This window comes from Sphingomonas sp. (assembly GCF_965248875.1).
Taxonomy (GTDB): domain Bacteria; phylum Pseudomonadota; class Alphaproteobacteria; order Sphingomonadales; family Sphingomonadaceae; genus Sphingomonas.
Genome location: NZ_CBDFKR010000011.1, coordinates 1,721,643 through 1,739,109 on the forward strand (window position 1 = coordinate 1,721,643; position 17,467 = coordinate 1,739,109).

Annotated in this window: 20 protein-coding genes; 12 read left to right on the forward strand and 8 right to left on the reverse strand. The window is 68.7% G+C overall.

From position 1 onward, the window contains the following. Window positions 1–459 (reverse strand): GtrA family protein, encoded by a 459-nt coding sequence (locus ACP2AD_RS15595; RefSeq protein ID WP_425230954.1) that lies wholly within the window; start codon window positions 457–459, stop codon window positions 1–3. 53 nt (window positions 460–512) lie between these two features. Here ACP2AD_RS15595 and ACP2AD_RS15600 point away from each other — a divergent pair, with 53 nt between their 5' ends. Together ACP2AD_RS15600 and ACP2AD_RS15605 are read left to right on the forward strand one after the other, a co-directional pair. Beyond that, window positions 513–2,309, forward strand: coding sequence for an AcrB/AcrD/AcrF family protein (locus ACP2AD_RS15600; RefSeq protein ID WP_425230955.1), 1,797 nt, complete (start codon window positions 513–515; stop codon window positions 2,307–2,309). Window positions 2,310–2,319: 10 nt separating this feature from the next. After that, on the forward strand, window positions 2,320–2,586 hold the full coding sequence (locus ACP2AD_RS15605; protein WP_425230956.1) for a hypothetical protein: 267 nt from the start codon (window positions 2,320–2,322) through the stop codon (window positions 2,584–2,586). Here ACP2AD_RS15605 and ACP2AD_RS15610 read toward each other — a convergent pair. Genes ACP2AD_RS15610 through ACP2AD_RS15635 form a run of 6 tightly spaced genes read right to left on the reverse strand, consistent with a single transcriptional unit; the run spans window position 2,578 to window position 6,773 of the window. After that, a complete protein-coding gene (locus ACP2AD_RS15610) occupies window positions 2,578–3,195 on the reverse strand; it encodes a MarC family protein (RefSeq protein WP_425230957.1) in 618 nt (205 codons plus the stop codon). The two genes, ACP2AD_RS15605 and ACP2AD_RS15610, sit on opposite strands and share 9 nt — an antisense overlap. Then, window positions 3,192–3,899 (reverse strand): hypothetical protein, encoded by a 708-nt coding sequence (locus ACP2AD_RS15615; protein WP_425230958.1) that lies wholly within the window; start codon window positions 3,897–3,899, stop codon window positions 3,192–3,194. The genes ACP2AD_RS15610 and ACP2AD_RS15615 overlap by 4 nt, the downstream gene beginning before the upstream one ends. Next, window positions 3,900–4,772, reverse strand: coding sequence for a bifunctional methylenetetrahydrofolate dehydrogenase/methenyltetrahydrofolate cyclohydrolase FolD (gene folD / locus ACP2AD_RS15620; RefSeq protein ID WP_425230959.1), 873 nt, complete (start codon window positions 4,770–4,772; stop codon window positions 3,900–3,902). Between the two features lie 42 nt (window positions 4,773–4,814). Then, window positions 4,815–5,120: a YggT family protein gene (locus ACP2AD_RS15625; protein ID WP_425230960.1), complete on the reverse strand. Its 306-nt coding sequence runs from the start codon at window positions 5,118–5,120 to the stop codon at window positions 4,815–4,817. A gap of 41 nt (window positions 5,121–5,161) precedes the next feature. Then, window positions 5,162–6,076, reverse strand: a complete 915-nt coding sequence (argB, locus tag ACP2AD_RS15630) for an acetylglutamate kinase (RefSeq protein ID WP_425230961.1) — start codon at window positions 6,074–6,076, stop codon at window positions 5,162–5,164. Window positions 6,077–6,122: 46 nt separating this feature from the next. Then, a complete protein-coding gene (locus ACP2AD_RS15635; protein WP_425230962.1) occupies window positions 6,123–6,773 on the reverse strand; it encodes a queuosine precursor transporter in 651 nt (216 codons plus the stop codon). Between the two features lie 280 nt (window positions 6,774–7,053). On the opposite strand from ACP2AD_RS15635, the gene ACP2AD_RS15640 reads away from it, so the two are divergent. From ACP2AD_RS15640 to ACP2AD_RS15655, 4 genes are read left to right on the forward strand one after another with little or no spacing between them, the layout of a single operon-like run. Further along, entirely contained in the window at window positions 7,054–8,292 is a 1,239-nt protein-coding gene (locus ACP2AD_RS15640; protein ID WP_425230963.1) for a NupC/NupG family nucleoside CNT transporter, read from the forward strand. After that, on the forward strand, window positions 8,289–8,738 hold the full coding sequence (locus tag ACP2AD_RS15645) for a YdeI/OmpD-associated family protein (protein ID WP_425230964.1): 450 nt from the start codon (window positions 8,289–8,291) through the stop codon (window positions 8,736–8,738). Before ACP2AD_RS15640 ends, ACP2AD_RS15645 begins: the two co-directional genes overlap by 4 nt. A 21-nt stretch (window positions 8,739–8,759) precedes the next feature. Continuing rightward, the gene (locus ACP2AD_RS15650; RefSeq protein ID WP_425230965.1) at window positions 8,760–9,023 is read left to right on the forward strand and encodes a type II toxin-antitoxin system Phd/YefM family antitoxin; all 264 of its coding nucleotides are present in this window, start codon (window positions 8,760–8,762) and stop codon (window positions 9,021–9,023) included. Then, complete coding sequence (locus ACP2AD_RS15655) at window positions 9,020–9,466, forward strand: type II toxin-antitoxin system VapC family toxin (protein ID WP_425230966.1); 447 nt, start codon at window positions 9,020–9,022, stop codon at window positions 9,464–9,466. The genes ACP2AD_RS15650 and ACP2AD_RS15655 overlap by 4 nt, the downstream gene beginning before the upstream one ends. On the opposite strand, the gene ACP2AD_RS15660 is transcribed toward ACP2AD_RS15655, so the two are convergent. Beyond that, on the reverse strand, window positions 9,433–10,302 hold the full coding sequence (locus ACP2AD_RS15660) for a 3-hydroxyacyl-CoA dehydrogenase NAD-binding domain-containing protein (RefSeq protein ID WP_425230967.1): 870 nt from the start codon (window positions 10,300–10,302) through the stop codon (window positions 9,433–9,435). The genes ACP2AD_RS15655 and ACP2AD_RS15660 overlap by 34 nt on opposite strands. A 59-nt stretch (window positions 10,303–10,361) precedes the next feature. Here ACP2AD_RS15660 and ACP2AD_RS15665 point away from each other — a divergent pair, with 59 nt between their 5' ends. The 6 genes from ACP2AD_RS15665 to ACP2AD_RS15690 all read left to right on the forward strand — a co-directional run bounded on the left by ACP2AD_RS15665 (window position 10,362) and on the right by ACP2AD_RS15690 (window position 17,416). Continuing rightward, window positions 10,362–12,188 carry a DUF885 domain-containing protein gene (locus ACP2AD_RS15665; protein WP_425230968.1) on the forward strand — a complete coding sequence of 609 codons (1,827 nt, stop codon included), beginning with the start codon at window positions 10,362–10,364 and terminating at the stop codon, window positions 12,186–12,188. A gap of 73 nt (window positions 12,189–12,261) precedes the next feature. Next, the gene (locus ACP2AD_RS15670) at window positions 12,262–12,663 is read left to right on the forward strand and encodes a surface-adhesin E family protein (protein WP_425230969.1); all 402 of its coding nucleotides are present in this window, start codon (window positions 12,262–12,264) and stop codon (window positions 12,661–12,663) included. A 32-nt stretch (window positions 12,664–12,695) separates the two neighbouring features. Then, window positions 12,696–14,312, forward strand: coding sequence for an SHOCT domain-containing protein (locus tag ACP2AD_RS15675; RefSeq protein WP_425230970.1), 1,617 nt, complete (start codon window positions 12,696–12,698; stop codon window positions 14,310–14,312). 210 nt (window positions 14,313–14,522) lie between these two features. Beyond that, window positions 14,523–16,610 (forward strand): S9 family peptidase, encoded by a 2,088-nt coding sequence (locus ACP2AD_RS15680; protein ID WP_425230971.1) that lies wholly within the window; start codon window positions 14,523–14,525, stop codon window positions 16,608–16,610. Next, complete coding sequence (locus tag ACP2AD_RS15685; RefSeq protein ID WP_425230972.1) at window positions 16,607–16,999, forward strand: thioesterase family protein; 393 nt, start codon at window positions 16,607–16,609, stop codon at window positions 16,997–16,999. The genes ACP2AD_RS15680 and ACP2AD_RS15685 overlap by 4 nt, the downstream gene beginning before the upstream one ends. A gap of 159 nt (window positions 17,000–17,158) precedes the next feature. Then, window positions 17,159–17,416 (forward strand): PspC domain-containing protein, encoded by a 258-nt coding sequence (locus ACP2AD_RS15690; RefSeq protein WP_425230973.1) that lies wholly within the window; start codon window positions 17,159–17,161, stop codon window positions 17,414–17,416. Window positions 17,417–17,467 lie beyond the last annotated feature (51 nt).

Below are 17,467 nucleotides of genomic sequence, written 5' to 3' on the forward strand. Positions count from 1 at the left end.
TCAGGCGTACACCCAGTTGCGCTGCAGCCAAAAGGTCGCGAGCGGTGTCACCGCCACCGCGGGTACCAGCGGCCACCAAGTCGGCCCGTGCAGCAGCGGCCCGGTCAGCACCCAGGTGAAGAGCGCGTTGAGCCCGAACCCGAACAGCTGCACCACGACGAAGCGGTGCGCGGTGCGCGCGTCGCGCGTGCCGTGGCCGCGGAAGCTGATCCGGCTGTGCGCGACGTTGCCGACCGCGGTCGCCGACACGAACGCGATCACCACCGCGATCAGCGGCCACACCGCCCCTTGGTCGGTCGTGCCGCCGAGCCGGATCAGCCGGTGGCCATAGGTGGCGATCGGCCAGTAGACCGCCGAGTAGAAGGCGGTGACGGCCAGTCCCGTGACGCCGAAGCGCACGAGCTGCGCCAGCACCTCGTGCCGCCGCCACCGATCGACGTGACGCAATATCGCCGTCACTTGCCCTTCATCCCGCCTGAGCTAGAGCGGCGGCGTGTAGGGCGGGGACGCGCGTGAGGGAAGCTTCGAATGGGTCGCGGTGGCGGCGGCTGCTCGCCGACCTCGACGGCGACTGGAAGAGCTGGCTGCTGTTGATCTGGGCCGCCTATGCCGCGTGGCAGCTGATCGACAGCTGGAACCTGGTCCAGTGGCTGTCGCTCGGCGACACCGACGACAACATGCGGCTGATGCAGGTGCGCGCCTGGCTGCACGGGCAGGGCTGGTATGACCTGCGCCAGTACCGGATGGACCCGCCGCGCGGGTTCGACATCCACTGGAGCCGGCTGGTCGACCTGCCGATCGCGGGGCTGATCCTCGTCTTCCGCCAGTTCACGACCGAGAGCTGGGCGGAGCGGCTCGCCTGCGGCATCGCGCCGCTGCTGCCGCTGTCGATCGCGCTGCTCGGGCTCGGCGCGACAGTCAGGCGGCTGGTCCACCCGCTCGCCTGGCCGCTGGCGGCGCTGATCTTCCTCACCGCGACGGTGCCGATGCTGATGTTCGCGCCCGAGCGGATTGACCATCACGGCTGGCAGCTCGCCTTGCTCAGCCTCACGCTGGCGGGCCTGACCGATCCGCAGGCCCGGCGCGGCGGCGTCACCGTGGGGCTGTCGACCGCGGCGAGCCTGGCGATCGGGCTGGAGATGCTGCCCTATGGCGCGATGGCGGGCGGCATCCTGGCGCTGCGCTGGGTCTGGGATCGCGCCGACGCCGACCGGCTGCGCGCCTATGCCGTGGCGCTGGGCGGGGGCAGCGCGTTTGGCTTCGTCGCGTTCGCGTCGAACGCCAACTGGGTCGCGCGCTGCGATGCGCTGACGCCGGTGTGGCTCAGCGTCACCGTCGCCGCGGGCGGGTTGCTTTATCTGCTCGCCGCCATCGGCCCGGAACGGCGCGGAGTCCGGCTCGCGCTCGCGCTTGCCGCCGGGGCGGTGATCGTCGCCGGGTTCGCGCTCGCCTTCCCGCAATGCCTCGGCCGCCCCGAGCAGGTGTCGGACGAACTCGCGCGCAACTGGCTCGCGAACGTCAAGGAGGCCAAGCCGATCTGGCAGCACCCACTGCGCATCGGCTTTCCGATCGCCGCGCTGCCGGTCATCGGGCTGATCGGCGCGGCGGTCGCCGAGCGGGTCGCGCGTGACCGCGGGCGCGCGGCCGAATGGTGGCCGCCAGCGCTGTTCGCCGCCTTCGCCGCCGCGATGCTGATGTGGCAGGTCCGCGCCGGCCCCGCCGCGGCGCTGCTTGCCGTCCCCGGCGCGACCGCGCTCGGCTGGCTGCTGCTGCCGCTGCTCCGCGCCAATCGCTCGGTGCTGATCCGCGTCGTCGGCCCGGTCGCGGTGCTGGTCGTGGTCATGGCCGGACTGTTCGCGAGCTACGCCGTCACCTGGTTCCACGTCGACAAGCCGACCCCCGTCTCGCGCAAGGTCAACGCCGCCACCGGCGACTGCATGCGCACGACAAGGCTGCTGACGCTCAACCGCTATCCCCGGGCGCTGATCTTCAGCTTCGTCGACCTGGGTCCGCGCATCATCACCATCACCCATCACGATGCGGTCGCCGGCCCCTATCACCGCAACGGCGCGGCGATCCTCGACGTCCAGCACGCCTTCGGCCGTTCGCCGGACGAGGCGCGCCGGATCATCCAGGCGCACGGCGCGCCCCTTCTGCTGACCTGCCCCAACATGGCGGAGTCGACGATCTACCGGTCGCGCAACCCCGGCGGCTTCTACGACCTGCTCGCGCGCGGTCAGACCTTCCCCTGGCTGACCCGTCTGCCCATGCCGCACAATTCGCCCTACATCCTCTACCGCGTCAGCTAAGGACATCTTCATGGACGCCATCGCCGACCTTCAGGCCCAGATCGTCGCGCTTCGCACCGCGACCGAAGGAGTGTGGCTGTCGCTGCTCCTGTCGGGCGGCGGCGATGCACGCAACCATGCGGAGCGTCTGCGGCGCGAGAATCTCGACGGCCTCAACGCGCTGCATGCGCCGAACGACGAGGCGGCGGCGATGCGCGCCGCCGTGATCGCGCATACCGACCAGCTGTGGAGCAGCATCGTCCGCCAGCTCGGAGGCTCGACCGACAACCTAACGTAGCGTGATCTGCAGCCCGTCGATCACGAACTGAACCGCGAGCGCGGCGAGCAGAACCCCGAGCATCCGGGTGATGACCGCCTCGATCCGCGCGCCGAGCAACCGCATCAGCGGCCCGGCGGCGAGCAGCGCCGCCAACGTCAGCAACAGGATCGTCGCCATCGCGGCAAGCACGACCAGATGCGCCTGCAATCCGTGCTGCCGCGCGCTCAGCAGCATCACCGACGCAATCGACCCGGGTCCGGCGATCATCGGCATCGCCATCGGGAAGATGCTGACATCCTCGACATGCGCGTCGGCGACCTTGGCGGCGCGATCCTCGCGCCGCTCGGTGCGTTTCTCGAACACCATCTCCAGCGCGATCAGGAACAGCATGATCCCGCCCGCGATGCGGAAGCTCGCCAGGCTGATGCCGAGGCCGTGCAGCAGGTCTTCCCCGAACAGCGCAAAGACCAGCAGGATGCCCGCCGCCACGGCCACCGCCCGCACCGCCATCGCGCGCCGATGCGCGGGCGACGCGCCCGCCGACAGCCCCGCGTAGATCGGCGCGCAGCCGGGCGGATCGATGACGACGAAGAAGGTGATCAGCGAGGAGACGTAGAGTTCAATCACTGGGCAACGCTGTCGTTGATGACGTCACCTCGCCCGTTCAAGGCGACACTCAGGGTATGGCGGCCTTGATAGAACTGCCATCCCCAGCTCAACGTCTGGTCGGGCGACGCGCCTGTTCCGACCTGCACTTCCGGCGGCGGCGAGTGGAACATGTGCGCCGGACCAAGCGGTTGACCCGGCGACGGGCAGACCGCCCGAACGATCGCTGGTTGACGCAGGCGCGCACGCGGTATGGTCAGTTGATCGCCGCTGTCGACCAGCCATCGCCAGCCGCCGTCCGCCTGCCGCTGCCAAACCGTCGTGAAATAGCCGACGCTGCCGTCCGCGCGCCGCCACTCGCCGGTATTGACCACGACGTTGCCGTCGCACGACTGGTAGCTGGCGGTCGGCGACCACTCGACGGCATGCGCCGGCTCGACCCGATCGCGCAGCCATGCCTGCGCGTTGGTCGGCTGGGGCACGAACATGATCGCGTCCGCCCCCGCCCACTTCCGGAACGCCGCCCATTGGCCCAGCGTCTGCGCATCCGCCGCGAAGGCGCGTTCGGCGTCGAGCGCGGTCTGCGGCGCGCGCGCTGCCGCCCGACCTCTCCCCCTTCGCCCTGAGCTTGTCGAAGGGCGGCCCACATCAACAGCGGCGGGACGGCCTTCGACAGGCTCAGGCCGAACGGAGGAGAGGGTGAGCGCGAGCGCCAGACCGATCATCTACAGCTCCTTGTCGTACGCCACGCCCTCGCGCCGGCAGGCGGACACCAGCGTGTTCCGCAACAGGCAGGCGATCGTCATCGGCCCGACCCCGCCCGGCACCGGCGTAATCGCGCCCGCCACCTCGGCCGCCTCGGCGAAATCCACATCGCCGACCAGCCCCTCATCGCCCCGATTGATCCCCACGTCGATCACCGTCGCACCCGGCTTCAGCCAGTCGCCGCGGACCATCCTCGGCACGCCCACCGCGGCGACGACGATGTCCGCGCGGCGCACCACCGCGGGCAGGTCGCGGGTGCGCGAATGCGCCACCGTTACCGTGCAGTTCTCGCGCAGCAGCAGCTGCGCCACCGGCTTGCCGACCAGGTTCGATCGCCCGACCACCACCGCCTCCAGCCCGGAAAGATCGCCCAGCGTCTCGCGCAACAGCATGACGCAGCCCAGCGGGGTGCAGGGCGCAAAACCGTGCAGCCCCGCCGCCAGCCGTCCGACATTCTCCGGGTTGAGCCCGTCGACGTCCTTGTCGGGCGCGATGCGGGTGAAGATGCGCCGCTCGTCCAGCCCGGCGGGCAGCGGGAACTGGACCAGCACGCCATCCACCGCCGGATCGGCGTTGAGGCAGTCGACCAGCGCCTCCAGCGCGTCCTGCGCGGTGTCGGCCGGCAGGCGATGCTCGAAGCCGGCCATCCCCGCCTCGGCCACGGCCCGGCTCTTGTTCCGGACATAGACCGCTGAGGCCGGATCGTCGCCCACCAGCACCACCGCCAGCCCCGGCGCGCGCCCGGCCTGCGCGCGGAAGTGCGCGACGTGCGCGGCGATGCGCACGCGCAGCGCCGCCGCCCGTGCCTTTCCGTCGATGATCGCAGCCCTCATGCCGCGTGCTTTAGCGGCGGGAGCCTATCCCCGCCAGCGCGGTCACATCATGCCGGGCGACGCCGCCACCATCAGCGCCGGCAACGCAGTTCGCTGCAGGAACACCACGATCAACAGCACCACCATCGGGGCCAGATCGAGCGCGCCGAAATCGGGCAGGATGTTGCGGATCGGCCGGTAGAGCGGTTCGGTCAGCCGATCGAGCCCGTTGAGCAGCCCGCTCACCACCGGCCCGTGCCGGTTCACGACGTTGAACGCGACCAGCCAGCTGAGGATCACCTGCACGAAGATCACTACCCAGACGATCGTCAGGATATATTGCAGCAGCTGATAGAGAAGAATGACCATTGCCGCGATCTAGGCGTCGCACCGGGACGGCACAACCTCGCCTAGTCGCGCGCGCCCCGTCGCACCAGCGTGCCAGCGCCTTGGCGGGTGAAGATCTCCAGCAGGATCGCATGCGGCACCCGCCCGTCCAGGATCACCGCCGCGTCCACCCCCGCCTCGACCGCGGCGACGCAGGTCTCGACCTTGGGGATCATCCCGCCGCCGATCGTGCCGTCCGCGGTCAGCGCCGCGATCCGCGCCGGGTCGAGGTCGGTCAACAGCTCGCCCGCCTTGTCGAGGACCCCCACCACATCGGTCAGCAGGAAGAACCGCGCCGCGCCCAGCGCACCCGCGATCGCGCCCGCCATGGTGTCGGCGTTGATGTTGTAGGTCTGGCCGTCCGCCCCCGCCGCGACCGGCGCGATCACCGGGATGACGCCCGCAGCGGTCAGCGTGTCGATGATCGCGCGGTCGACCGCCACCGGCTCGCCGACAAAGCCCAGATCGACATGCCGCTCGATCCCCTGACGCGGGTCTGCTTCGCGCCGCCCGCCGACCTTCTCGGCGACGACCAGCCCCGAATCCTTGCCCGAGATGCCGACCGCGCGTCCCCCCGCCTGACCGATCCAGCCGACGATCTCCTTGTTGATCGACCCGGCGAGGACCATCTCGGCGATGTCGGCGGTCTGCTTGTCGGTGACGCGCAGGCCGTCGACGAAGCGCGACTCCACGCCGAGCCGCTTCAGCATCGCGCCGATCTGCGGACCGCCGCCATGCACCACGACCGGATTGATCCCGACCGCCTTGAGCAGCACCATGTCCTCGGCGAAGTCGCGCTGCCGCTCCGGATCGCCCATCGCGTGGCCGCCGTACTTCACGACAAAGGTCGAGCCGGCATAGCGCTGCAGGTACGGCAGCGCCTCCGTCAGCGTCTCCGCCTTGGCGAGCAGCGCGGGGTCGGGGGTGTGATCGGTCATGCCGGGCGCCCTAGGGCAAGCGCCGGCACAGGCCAATCACCTGGGATCAGATCGCGGCCGCGCGTCCATCCAGCCGCCGTCCCACCCTCACCACCAGCGCGATGATGAGCGGCACCAGCACGGCGGACAGCACCACCTTGGCGAGCATCTGGCCAGCCATGAGGGTCAGGATCGGCCGCTCGCCATAGAAGCTGGCGGTGATGAAGATCAGCGTGTCGACGATCTGCGACAACGCCGCCGCCATGAACCCCGCGAGCCCTGCCCAGCGCCCGGTCACCGTCCGCAGCCGCGCGAACAGCCAGATGTTGAGCGTTACCGAGATCCCGTAGGCGAGGATGCCCGCCGCCATCATCCGCCAGCCTTGCGCCAGGATGATCGGAAACGCGGCCTTGGCAGGCTCATACATGCCCGGATCGGTCGGCAGCCGGATGACCAGCCAGACGAGAAAGATCGCGAACAGCAGCGGCACGAACCCGAACCGGACCAGCCGGTCGGCGGTCGCCTTGCCATACAGCTCGGCGACCCCCGACGAGATGCCGACCAGCGTCAGGAACGGAAAGATCCCGGCCTCCACCGCGAGCGGCCCGAGCGCCACCTGCTTTGCCCCGAGCACGCCGCCAAGGGTCACCATCCCGCCATAGAAGACGGTGAGCGCGAAGAGGCCGCGGGCGTCGGCGGCGGGCGTGTCGACGGTCATGCGCAGCCTGCTAACGCACCCGGCACGCCCGGTCCATCATCGCGGAAAAGAGCTGTCCTACAGGTGCTGCGGCGTGCCGGTGTGCCGCCATGGACTGGTCTTTCTCCGGTGGCTGGATCGCCACGATCGTCGATCGAGGCCACCACCCGCGGGACGATCGAGGTCATCATTTGGTGTTACCTTGCGGGACCCTTGTACCGGTCCGGCCTCCACGCACCAACATGCGGCACGGGCAGGGGCATCTTCCCCTTCCGCCGCAACCCTGCAACAACCGCCGCCCATGACCCGCCTCCTGATCGGCCTCGCCGGCATTCTCGTCATCCTCGGTATCGCAGTGCTGCTGTCGACGAACCGTCGCGCGATCCGGCTGCGGGTCGTCGGCGCCGCCTTTGCGCTACAGGCGGGAATCGCGGTGCTGGTGCTCTACGTCCCCGCGGGAAAGCTGGTGATCGAGGCGCTGGCGCGCGGCGTCGCCAACCTGCTCGGCTATGCGCAGGCGGGTATCGACTTCATCTTCGGCCCGCTCGCCGGGCCGGCGCTGGGCGGCCACAGCTTTGCGCTGGCGGCGCTGCCGGTCATCATCTTCTTCGCGGCGGTGATCTCGATCCTCTACTATCTCAAGGTGATGCAGTTCGTCGTCAAATGGATCGGCGGCGGCATCCAGTATGTCACCGGGATCTCCAAGGTCGAATCGCTCGGCGCCGCGGCCAACATCTTCGTCGGGCAGAGCGAGGCGCCGCTCGTCATCCGTCCCTACCTGGCCGAGCTGACCCCGTCGCAGATCTTCTGCGTGATGACCGTCGGCATGGCCGGCGTCGCCGGCACCATCCTCGCCGCCTATGCCTCGATGCTCGGCACCGACCTGCTGCCCTATCTGCTCGCCGCCAGCTTCATGTCGGCGCCGGGCGGCATCCTGATGGCCAAGCTGGTGATGCCCGACGACCCCGCCGACGCAGGCCGGGAGCCTGCGGTCGAAGGCGACATCCCGTTTGGCGAGGAGCGTCCCGCCAACGTCATCATGGCCGCCGCAGAGGGTGCGCAGACCGGCGTCAAGCTGGCAGTCGCGGTCGGCGCGATGGTGCTCGCCTTCGTGGCGCTGGTCGCGCTTGCCAACGGCATCCTGGGCGGTATCGGCGGCTGGTTCGGCCATCCGGACCTGACCTTCCAGGCGATCCTCGGGCGCGTCTTCCAGCCGGTCATGTACCTGCTCAACGTGCCCTGGGACGAAGCAGGCGCGGCGGGCGGCCTGTTCGGGACCAAGGTGGTCATCAACGAGTTCGTCGCATTCGGCTACCTCAAGGATGCCAAGGCGGCACTGTCGCCGCACACCGTCGCGGTCGTCACGTTCGCGCTCTGCGGCTTCGCCAATTTCTCCTCCATCGCGATCCAGATGGCGGTGACGGGCGGGCTCGCGCCCAACCAGCGGCCGGTGATCGCGAAGCTCGGCCTGCGCGCGCTGGCGGCGGGCAGCCTCGCCAACCTGATGAGCGCTGCGCTCGCGGGGCTGCTGATCGGATGACGGCTGAACCGCCGAGCCGGACCTTCACGGTCGTGCCGGTCGCGGGCGAACTGCTCGAAATCCGCCTGCCCTTCGATCCCAAGGCGGTGTTCGGCAAGGCGCGGGCGCCGGTGGTGGTGACGATCGGCGGCTATAGCTACCGCAGCACGATCGCCAACATGGGCGACGGCGTCTTCGTGCCCTTGCGCCGCAGCCACCGCGAGGCGGCGGGCGTGGTCGAGGGGCAGCCGCTGACCGTCACGCTGAACCTCGACATCGCCCCGCGCACGATTGAGGCGCCGTCCGACCTGCGCGCCGCGCTGGAGGCGGCGGGCGCCTGGGAGCGGTGGACGACACTCGCCTATACCCACCAACGCGAGCATGTGGAGGCGGTGGCGGAAGCGAAGCGGCCGACTACGCGAGTGCGACGGATCGAGCAATGCGTGGCGATGGTTGCCGCAATGTAGCGCCGTTGCCACACATTGGCGATGACGGTTCAATACTCCAGCCGCGAGTTCAATCAGCAGACGGCGCGTGCGCGCCGCGCCGCATTGCAGGAGCCCGTGTTCATCACGGATCGCGGGGAGCCCAAACACGTCTTGCTCAGCATCGAGGAATACCGGCGTCTGTCCGCGACGCGCCTCTCGCTCGCCGACCTCCTGACGAACGCCGACGTGGCGGACATCGATCTCGAGCTGCCACCGCGGGTCATAGAGCCATTCGTCTACCCCTTTGCGGACGACAGCGATTGATCCTTATCGATACGGTCGTGGTATCGGAGCTACGACGTATAGCATCGGGCAGGATCAATCCTGCGGTTGCCGCCTGGAATGTCTCGATCGGGAGCACGCCGGTATTTCTATCCGCAATCACAATCCTGGAACTGCGGACGGGCGTGTTGTTGAAGGAGCGCAAAGATCCGGTGCAGGGCCGGACGCTTTCGCGATGGCTTGAACGCCAGTTATTGCCGCTGTTCGCCGACGCCATTCTGCCGGTCGACACCGCGGTGGCCTTCGCCTGCGCATCGCTGCATGTGCCGGTCACACGCTCACGGCACGATGCGCTGATCGCCGCGACCGCACTGGTTCACCATCTGACGCTTGCAACGCGCAACACACGCGGCTTCGCCGACACCGGCGTCCACCTTGTCAATCCGTGGGACTATCGCGTCGGCACCGGCTCCGCGCCCGTATAGTCGTAGAACCCCCGCCCCGCCTTTCGCCCGAACCACCCCGCCTCGACATATTTGACCAGCACCGGCGCCGGGCGGAACTTGGGATCGCCCGTCCCCTCAAACAGCACGCGCGTGATCTCCAGGCAGGTGTCGAGCCCGATGAAATCCGCGAGCGCCAGCGGCCCCATCGGATGGTTCAGCCCAAGCCGGCATGCCAAGTCGATGTCGCGCACGCTCGCCACCCCCTCACCCAGCGCGAAGCAGGCTTCGTTGAGCATCGGCATCAGCACCCGGTTGACGATGAAGCCGGGGGCGTCGTTGGCGTGGACCACCTCCTTGCCCAGCCGCACCGCATAGGCCTCGACCGCCGCCACCGTCGCGTCGCTGGTCGCCAGCCCGCGGATCAGCTCGATCAGCCCCATGACGGGAACCGGGTTGAAGAAATGGACGCCGACAAACCGAGCCGGGTCGGGCGCCGCCTGCGCCAGCCGGGTGATCGGGATCGACGAGGTGTTGCTCGCCAGGATCGCGTCCGCCGCCATCACCGCGCCCACGTCGGCGAAGATGCGCCGCTTGATCTCCTCGCGCTCGGTCGCGGCCTCGATCACCAGCCGCGCTTCGCCCATCGCCGCCACCCCGTCGACCGGCTCGATCAGCGCCAGCGCCGCGTCACGTGCGCCCTCGTCGATCTTGTCCTTACCGACCTGCCGGTCGAGCGCCCTTGCGATCTCCGCCCTGCCCGCCTCCGCCCGCTCGCGCGAGACGTCGGCGAGCCGCACCCGGAAGCCCGCCTGTGCCGACACCTGCGCGATGCCTGCCCCCATCTGGCCTGCGCCGATCACGCCGATCATGTCCATCTTCGTTGCTCCCGACTTTTCCCGCCGCTAGCGTCTCGCGGCAACCAGAGGAATATGAGATGCGGGCTGCCCTTCTGATCGCGACGGCGCTGCTGGCGGGCACAGGCCCGGCCTGCGCACAGGCGCTGCCCCCGCCCGTGCCGCTGCCGGGCGACGGCCCGGCCGACGCGCAGCTCAAGCAGCTGTTCTACGACAGCGATGAGCGCGACCTGCGCGAAAACCCGATCAGCGCCATTTATCGCGGTGACCTGCGCTATGCCGACCGGCTCGGTGACCTGTTCTCCGATGCCGCGACCGAACGGGAGCGTCGCAACGCACGGGCCGACCTCGCGGCGTTGACGCGCATCGACCGCGCGCGCCTGACCGCGGTCGACCAGATCGCCTATGACGTTTTCCGCAACGGCCTCGACATCGGGCTGAAGTTCTACCGCACGCCGTCCAACCTGCGGGTCGCGCGCGGCATGCCGATCGACCATTTCGGCGGCATCCAGACCTGGTATCCCGACTTCGCCAGCGGCAAGGGTGCGGCGCCGTTCAGGACGGTGCTCGACTATGACAACAACCTCCGGCGCAACGCCCAATATGCCGCCGCCTATGACCGGGTGATCGAGCGGCTGCGTACAGGCTTGGCGCAGGGCATCCTTCTGCCGCGGCTGACCGTCGTCAACATGATCGAGCAGTTCGACAATCTCATCGCGGAGGGCGTCGAACACTCCACCTTCTACGCACCGGTGACGATGTTCCCCGATGCCGTACCCGCCGCCGAGCGCAGCCGCCTCACCGCGGCTTATGCGGCGCAGGTGCGTGACGTGCTGACGCCCGCGCACCGCCGCGTCCGCGACTTCCTGCACGATAGCTACCTGCCCCGCGCCCGCGACACGGTGGGGCTGTCGGCGTTGCCCGGCGGCGCGGCCTATTACGCCTACCGGATCGAGTCGGAGACGACGCTGCCGCTGACCGCCGCACAGGTGCATCAGATGGGACTGGACGAGGTCGCGCGCATCCGCGGCCAGATGGAGCAGCAGCAGCGCCGCGTCGGCTACACCGGCACGCTCCGGCAGTTCTTCGACTTCATGCGCACCGACCCGCGTTTCGCGCCGCATTCGGCCGCCGAGGTCCGTACCGATTTCGAGGCGATCGGGCGGCGCGTCGACGCGCGCGTCCGCGAGCAGTTCGCGCTGGTGCCGCGGTCCCCGCTCGAGCTGCGCCAGGTCCCCGCTTTCCGCGAGCGCACCGCCGCGTCGGGGTCGTACGAGCAGGGCACGCCGGACGGCACGCGGCCCGGTATCTTCTACTACGACACCTACGACCTGCCCTCGCGCTTCACCTGGTCGATGGAGACGCTGTATCTGCACGAGGCGATCCCCGGCCATCATTATCAGATCAGCCTGGCGCAGGAGAACGCGGCGCTGCCGGCCTTCATGCGCTTCGGCGGCAACACGGCGTATGTGGAGGGCTGGGCGCTCTACGCCGAGAGCCTGTGGCAGCCGCTCGGGATGGAGACCGACCCTTACGCGCGCATGGGCGGCCTCAACGACGAGATGCTGCGCGCGATGCGCCTCGTCGTCGACAGCGGCCTGCACGCCCAAGGCTGGACCCGCGATCAGGCGATCGATTATCTGATGGCCAACTCGCCCGAGAGCCGGACGGACGCGACCGCCGAAGTCGAGCGCTACATCGTCAATCCTGGCCAGGCGCTCGCCTACAAGGTCGGTCAGCTCACCATCAGCCGCCTGAAGGCGCAGGCGATGGCGGCGCTCGGACCCCGCTTCGACCCCCGCGCCTTCCACGCCGCCGTGCTCGACACTGGCGCGCTGCCGATGCCGGTGCTGGAACGCAAGATCGCGGCGTGGATCGCAGCGGGCGGACCGACCGCGCCATCGTAAATCCCGCAACCTTTCATCATTGTAACTTGCTCACCGTGTTCCGCCGCCCGACTCCCACAGCCGGGAGATGATTATGCGGCACTCATTCATCGGCGTTGCTTTGGTCGTGAGCGGCCTGTCCCAAGCGGCCGCCGCCGAATGGGTTAGGATCGCAACCAGCGATGACGGTCGCACCTATTCCGTTGATGCCACGCGTGCGCCACGAATCGTGGGCAACAGGATGCAGACCTGGGTTCAGATCGATTTCTCGCGAGACCGCACGGTAAGCTTCCGGCGCGCCATGCAATTATGGAGTTTCGATTGCCGCGCGCAGACGGAGAAAGTGATCTCCAGCTCCACTTACGACAGCTACGGGCGCAACGTGGACAGCTATAGCGAACCCGCCTACGCAGCGGATACCGGCTATGAGCCGGTCGTCCCTGAGACGATCGGCGACAAGGTGTTCTCGCTGGTTTGCGCCGCCGCCAACAACTAAGGCTGCCGCGTTTCCGGAGTAGAGAGAAGCGCGTGGCGGATTGGATCCAGAACCTCGAACGGCTGAGCGCCTTGCGGACGGCGGGGCATATCACCGACGCCGAGTTCGACGCCGCCAAGGCGGAGGTGCTGGCGCAGACCGGGCTGTCGCGTGCGCCGGTAACAGCGGCGCCCGTGACCCCGCCGGCGTCGCCGGTCGAGCGCGCCGCCCCGACGCCATCCCATCCGCCCGCCGCACCTTCGCCGCGGATGGACGGGGGGGCCGTCTCGCCCACCATCCGGCTTCCCCCGGCGGCCGGTGCGGCCGCTCCGGCGGGGTTCACGCCGCGTGACAAGCCGACGGACGCGCCGCCCGGCCCGCCGCCCGCCACGCCGACGCTGCGGCTGGGAACGCCGCCCGACGGTCCCACGCCGGCTCAAATCGGGGGCCAGCCGGGCGCCGCCTTTTTGGACCGTCGCCAGTCGATCGGCGCGCCGGGCAACCCGGCGCCGCCACCACCTTATGGCCCCCCGCTCCTGTCGCCGCCGCAACAGCGTCCGCTCTCGCCCGGCGGCGCATCACGCGGCCGCGGCGCCCCGCTCAATCCGCTGCTGATCATCGGCGGGGTCGTCGCCGCCATCCTGCTGGTTGCAGCGATGGTGTGGGCGCTGTTGCCGCCGACCCGCCCCGCGGGTGTGCTGCCGCACCCGGCCGCGTCGGCAACGCCGGTCGCCTTTCCCGCACCGCTGCCCCCCGACCCCGGGCTGCCGCCGCTGGCCCCCGGCGAGACGCTGACCTGGACCGGCGCCACCGCTGGCGGCACGGTGGAGCGAGAGGTCGGGGCGATGGCGGTCCGCATCGCCGCCACCGGCAGTGGGGAGACCACCGCGCCCGTGGTCGACGTCAGCTATGGCACGGCCAGCGTCCGGCTCACCGGCGACCCCGGCGCGCCCACTGCCGAACACCGGATCACCGCGGTACAGAATCGTGCGGGCGCGGCGCCCGTCGTGATGCTGCAGAGCTACACCGGCGGCGCACACTGCTGCACGCATCTGCAACTCGCCGGGCTTTCCGGCGGGCAGCTGCGTACCGTCGATCTCGGCGCCTGGGACGGCGACTCCGTCACGCCACCGCACGACGTATCCGGCGACGGCGTCGCCGACTTCGTGCTGACCGACCAGTCGTTTCTGTACGCATTCGCTCCCTACGCGATGAGCGCCAGTGTGCCGAGGGTGCTCAACGTCACCGGCGGCCGCGTCGTTGACGTGTCGGCGCGTCCCGCCTTTCGCCGCCTGTTCGCCGACGCGATGCGCGCGAACGGCGAAACGTGCCGTGGCGGCGGCGACGGCATGACGCGCAACGGCGCGTGCGCCGCCTATGTTGCCGCCGCCGCGCGCGCGGGGCGGCTCGATCGGGCTTGGCAGGAGATGGTCTCCGCTTATGACGCATCGGTCGAATGGCAGTTACCGGCCGGCTGTTCGGTAGCGGTCGGCACCGGCGAGTGTCCCGCCGACCGGCAGATACAATATCAAAGCTATCCCGACGCGCTCGCCGCCTTCCTGAAGCGCCACGGCTATGTCGCGCGGAGCTGGCAGCCGCCCGCCCCGCCGGGTAGCGGCGAGGACCAGCCCGAACCCGACACGCCATCGCAGGATTCGGGCAAGAACTGATCCACACCGCGCCGTGTGGAAAGAATCAGCTGTCCTACACGCCCCCTGCCGTGGCTGGTACGGCGGATGCGGCATCGCACCCTCCTCAGCCCACCGCCGACATCCGGCACCCGCCGCGCCGGCGTGAATGGCGCGATCATGCCTCTACTTAGCCTCTACTTCCGATGACGCACGGCTCGACTTCGGGCGCTCACGCGATAGGGCGGACCCATGATCGACCCCACGCCCCCCATCGCCGCCATCCCCGTTGCCCCCCCCATTGCCGAACGCCGCCCGCACAGCTTCACCGCGCACGGAACAACGATCGACGATCCCTATGCGTGGCTCAAGGACCCCGATTATCCCGACGTCACCGACCCCGACATCCTCGCCTATCTGACGGCCGAGAACAGCTATTTCGAGGCGGTGATGGCGCCGCATCAGCCGCTGGTCGACCGGCTCTACGAAGAGATGAAAGCGCGCATCAAGGAGGACGAATCCTCGGTGCCGCAGAAGGACGGCGACTGGCTCTACTGGACCGATTTCGAGACCGGCGGCCAGTATCGCCGCTGGTGGCGAAAGCCGGTGGCCGGGGGCGCGGACGAGCTGTTGCTCGACGAACCCGCGCTTGCCGCGGGCAAGCAGTATTTCCGCCTCGGCGCGTTCGCGGTGTCGAACGACGGCAGCAAACTCGCCTATGCGATCGACGACAGCGGCGCCGAGCGGTTCGAAGTGCGGGTCAAGGACCTCGCGACCGGCGAGCACCTGCCGGAGGTCATCCCCGGCATGCTTTCCGACATCGTCTGGACCAGCGATGATTCAGGCTTCCTCTACGGCCTGGCCAACGAGCAATGGCGGACCGACAACGCCCGCTTCCACCGGCTCGGAACAGCGGTAGCGGACGATGTGGTGCTCTTTCACGAGGCTGACGAGGGCTATCGCGTCGCGGTGGCGGAGACGAGCGCGCGCAACTGGATCGTCATCGCCACCGGCGATCATGTCACCAGCGAAATCCGCCTGCTCCCCGCCAACGACCCGCTCGCCGCGCCGATCTTGGTCGCGTCGCGCCTCCCCGGCTGTGAATACGACGTCGACGAGCATGACGGCACGCTGTTCATCCACACCAACGACACCGATCCGATGTGGCGGCTGTGCACCGCGCCGGTCGAGCGGCCGGGCGAGTGGACCGAGCTGATCGCGCCCGACCCGCATTTCTACATGACGGGCGTCGAATGCTACCGCGACTTCTTCGTGGTCGAAGGCCGCCTCGACGGCCTCGATCAGCTCGCCGTCCATCACTACGACAAGCCCACCGCAGGAAAGGCGATCGCCTTTCCGGAGGCAAGCTATGCCGCCGGACTGGGCGACAATCCCGAATATGCGGTCGACACGCTGCGGCTCGGCTATGAGTCGATGGTCACGCCCGGCACCGTCTATGACTATGATATCGAAACGCAGGAACTCGTCCTTCGCAAGGTCCAGGAAATCCCGTCAGGCTATGTCAGCGCGAAATACCAGACCGAGCGTCTTCACATCGCTGCGCGCGACGGAACGCAGATCCCGGTGTCGATCGTCTATCCCGCCGGGTTCGAGAAGAACGGCGAAGCGCCACTCTACCTCTACGCTTACGGCGCCTATGGCTACGCCATCCCGCCGGGCTTTTCGACAGGACGGCTCAGCCTGCTCGACCGCGGCTTCGCCTTTGCCATCGCGCATATCCGCGGCGGCGACGATCTGGGCCAGCAATGGTATCACGACGGTAAACTCGACAAGCGCGAGAACACGTTCAACGATTTCGTCGACGCGGCGAAAGGCCTGATCGCCGACCGCTGGACCGACGCCGGGCGCATTGCGATTGCGGGGCGCTCGGCGGGTGGCGAGCTGATGGGTGCGGTTGTCAATTCGGACCCGGACCTGTGGGGCGCGGTGATCGCCGACGTACCGTTCGTCGACGTGCTGAACACGATGATGGACGCCGACCTGCCGCTGACGCCGGGCGAATGGCCAGAATGGGGCAATCCGATCGAGGACAAGGCCGCGTTCGACCTGATCCGCGGCTACGACCCGTACCAGAATGTCCGCGCGCAGGGCTATCCCCCGCTCTTCATCTCCGGGGGCCTCAACGACCCGCGCGTGACCTACTGGGAACCCGCCAAATGGGCCGCCAAGCTGCGCGCGACGAAGATTGACGACCACATCCTGCTGCTGAAAACCAACATGGGCGCAGGCCATGGCGGAAAATCCGGCCGTTTCGAGAACCTGCGCGAGGCGGCGGAGGAACATGCCTTCGTGTTGTGGCAGCTCGGCATCGGGGAGTGAGCGCTCCCTTTCGCCTCGCCTTCACCGCCGCCCCCGCGGACATCGACGAACTCGGCCATGTCAACAACGCGGTATGGGTCGTCTGGGTGCAACGCCTCTCGGTCAGTCATTGGGAGGCGGTCGCGCCGCCCGAGCACCGGGCGGCGCATGTCTGGGTCGTGACCCGGCACGAGATCGATTACCGCGGCAATGTCCGTATCGGCGAGACGGTAACGGGCGAGACCTGGGTCGGCGAGCCCAGAGGCGCGCGCTTCGACCGCTGCTTCCGCTTCACCGGCAGCGACGGCCGTGTTTGCATCGAGGGCCGTTCGACCTGGGCGCTGCTCGATCGCGCGACCGGCCGCCTGCTCCGCGTCCGCCCGGAGTTCGCCGCGCCGTTTCTGGCGTAAAGCACTATGTCATGGCGTATTATCCCTACACCCGAAGAAACCCATCTGCTCTGCACACGCTATGCTATTGTAAGAGCGAGGTTATCGTAACTGGCACGCCCCCTGCAAAGCTTGCTCTGAACGCGAACAAACCGCTTCGCCGTAGCAAGGGACGCCACCATGACCGATCAGTCCGCCAATCTCTTCACCCGCGAAGACACATTGCTCGGCGTCTGCGCGGGGCTGGGCGAAGAGCTCGGGATCAATCCACTGCTGCCCCGCGTGCTGATCGCGCTGGCGCTGTTCTGGAACCCGGTCGCCGTGATCATCGGCTATGCCGCTGCCGGAATGGCGCTGGCGGTCTTCCGCTGGGCCTTTCCGCTTCGCGCCGCCAGTCGTTCGCCCCGCATCGAAATGGGCGGGCCGATGCTGGTCTGACCGTCGACAACCCCGCCGCCGATAACCATTTGCAAGCAGGTTTGCCGGTAC

Excerpts from the sequence above, each read along its gene's own strand:
- ACP2AD_RS15605 (WP_425230956.1), top strand. The coding sequence starts at position 2,320 with ATGGACGCCATCGCCGACCTTCAGGCCCAGATCGTCGCGCTTCGCACC.
- ACP2AD_RS15615 (WP_425230958.1), bottom strand. The coding sequence starts at position 3,899 with ATGATCGGTCTGGCGCTCGCGCTCACCCTCTCCTCCGTTCGGCCTGAG.
- folD (WP_425230959.1), bottom strand. The coding sequence starts at position 4,772 with ATGAGGGCTGCGATCATCGACGGAAAGGCACGGGCGGCGGCGCTGCGC.
- ACP2AD_RS15625 (WP_425230960.1), bottom strand. The coding sequence starts at position 5,120 with ATGGTCATTCTTCTCTATCAGCTGCTGCAATATATCCTGACGATCGTC.
- argB (WP_425230961.1), bottom strand. The coding sequence starts at position 6,076 with ATGACCGATCACACCCCCGACCCCGCGCTGCTCGCCAAGGCGGAGACG.
- ACP2AD_RS15635 (WP_425230962.1), bottom strand. The coding sequence starts at position 6,773 with ATGACCGTCGACACGCCCGCCGCCGACGCCCGCGGCCTCTTCGCGCTC.
- ACP2AD_RS15640 (WP_425230963.1), top strand. The coding sequence starts at position 7,054 with ATGACCCGCCTCCTGATCGGCCTCGCCGGCATTCTCGTCATCCTCGGT.
- ACP2AD_RS15645 (WP_425230964.1), top strand. The coding sequence starts at position 8,289 with ATGACGGCTGAACCGCCGAGCCGGACCTTCACGGTCGTGCCGGTCGCG.
- ACP2AD_RS15650 (WP_425230965.1), top strand. The coding sequence starts at position 8,760 with ATGACGGTTCAATACTCCAGCCGCGAGTTCAATCAGCAGACGGCGCGT.
- ACP2AD_RS15660 (WP_425230967.1), bottom strand. The coding sequence starts at position 10,302 with ATGGACATGATCGGCGTGATCGGCGCAGGCCAGATGGGGGCAGGCATC.
- ACP2AD_RS15665 (WP_425230968.1), top strand. The coding sequence starts at position 10,362 with ATGCGGGCTGCCCTTCTGATCGCGACGGCGCTGCTGGCGGGCACAGGC.
- ACP2AD_RS15670 (WP_425230969.1), top strand. The coding sequence starts at position 12,262 with ATGCGGCACTCATTCATCGGCGTTGCTTTGGTCGTGAGCGGCCTGTCC.
- ACP2AD_RS15680 (WP_425230971.1), top strand. The coding sequence starts at position 14,523 with ATGATCGACCCCACGCCCCCCATCGCCGCCATCCCCGTTGCCCCCCCC.
- ACP2AD_RS15690 (WP_425230973.1), top strand. The coding sequence starts at position 17,159 with ATGACCGATCAGTCCGCCAATCTCTTCACCCGCGAAGACACATTGCTC.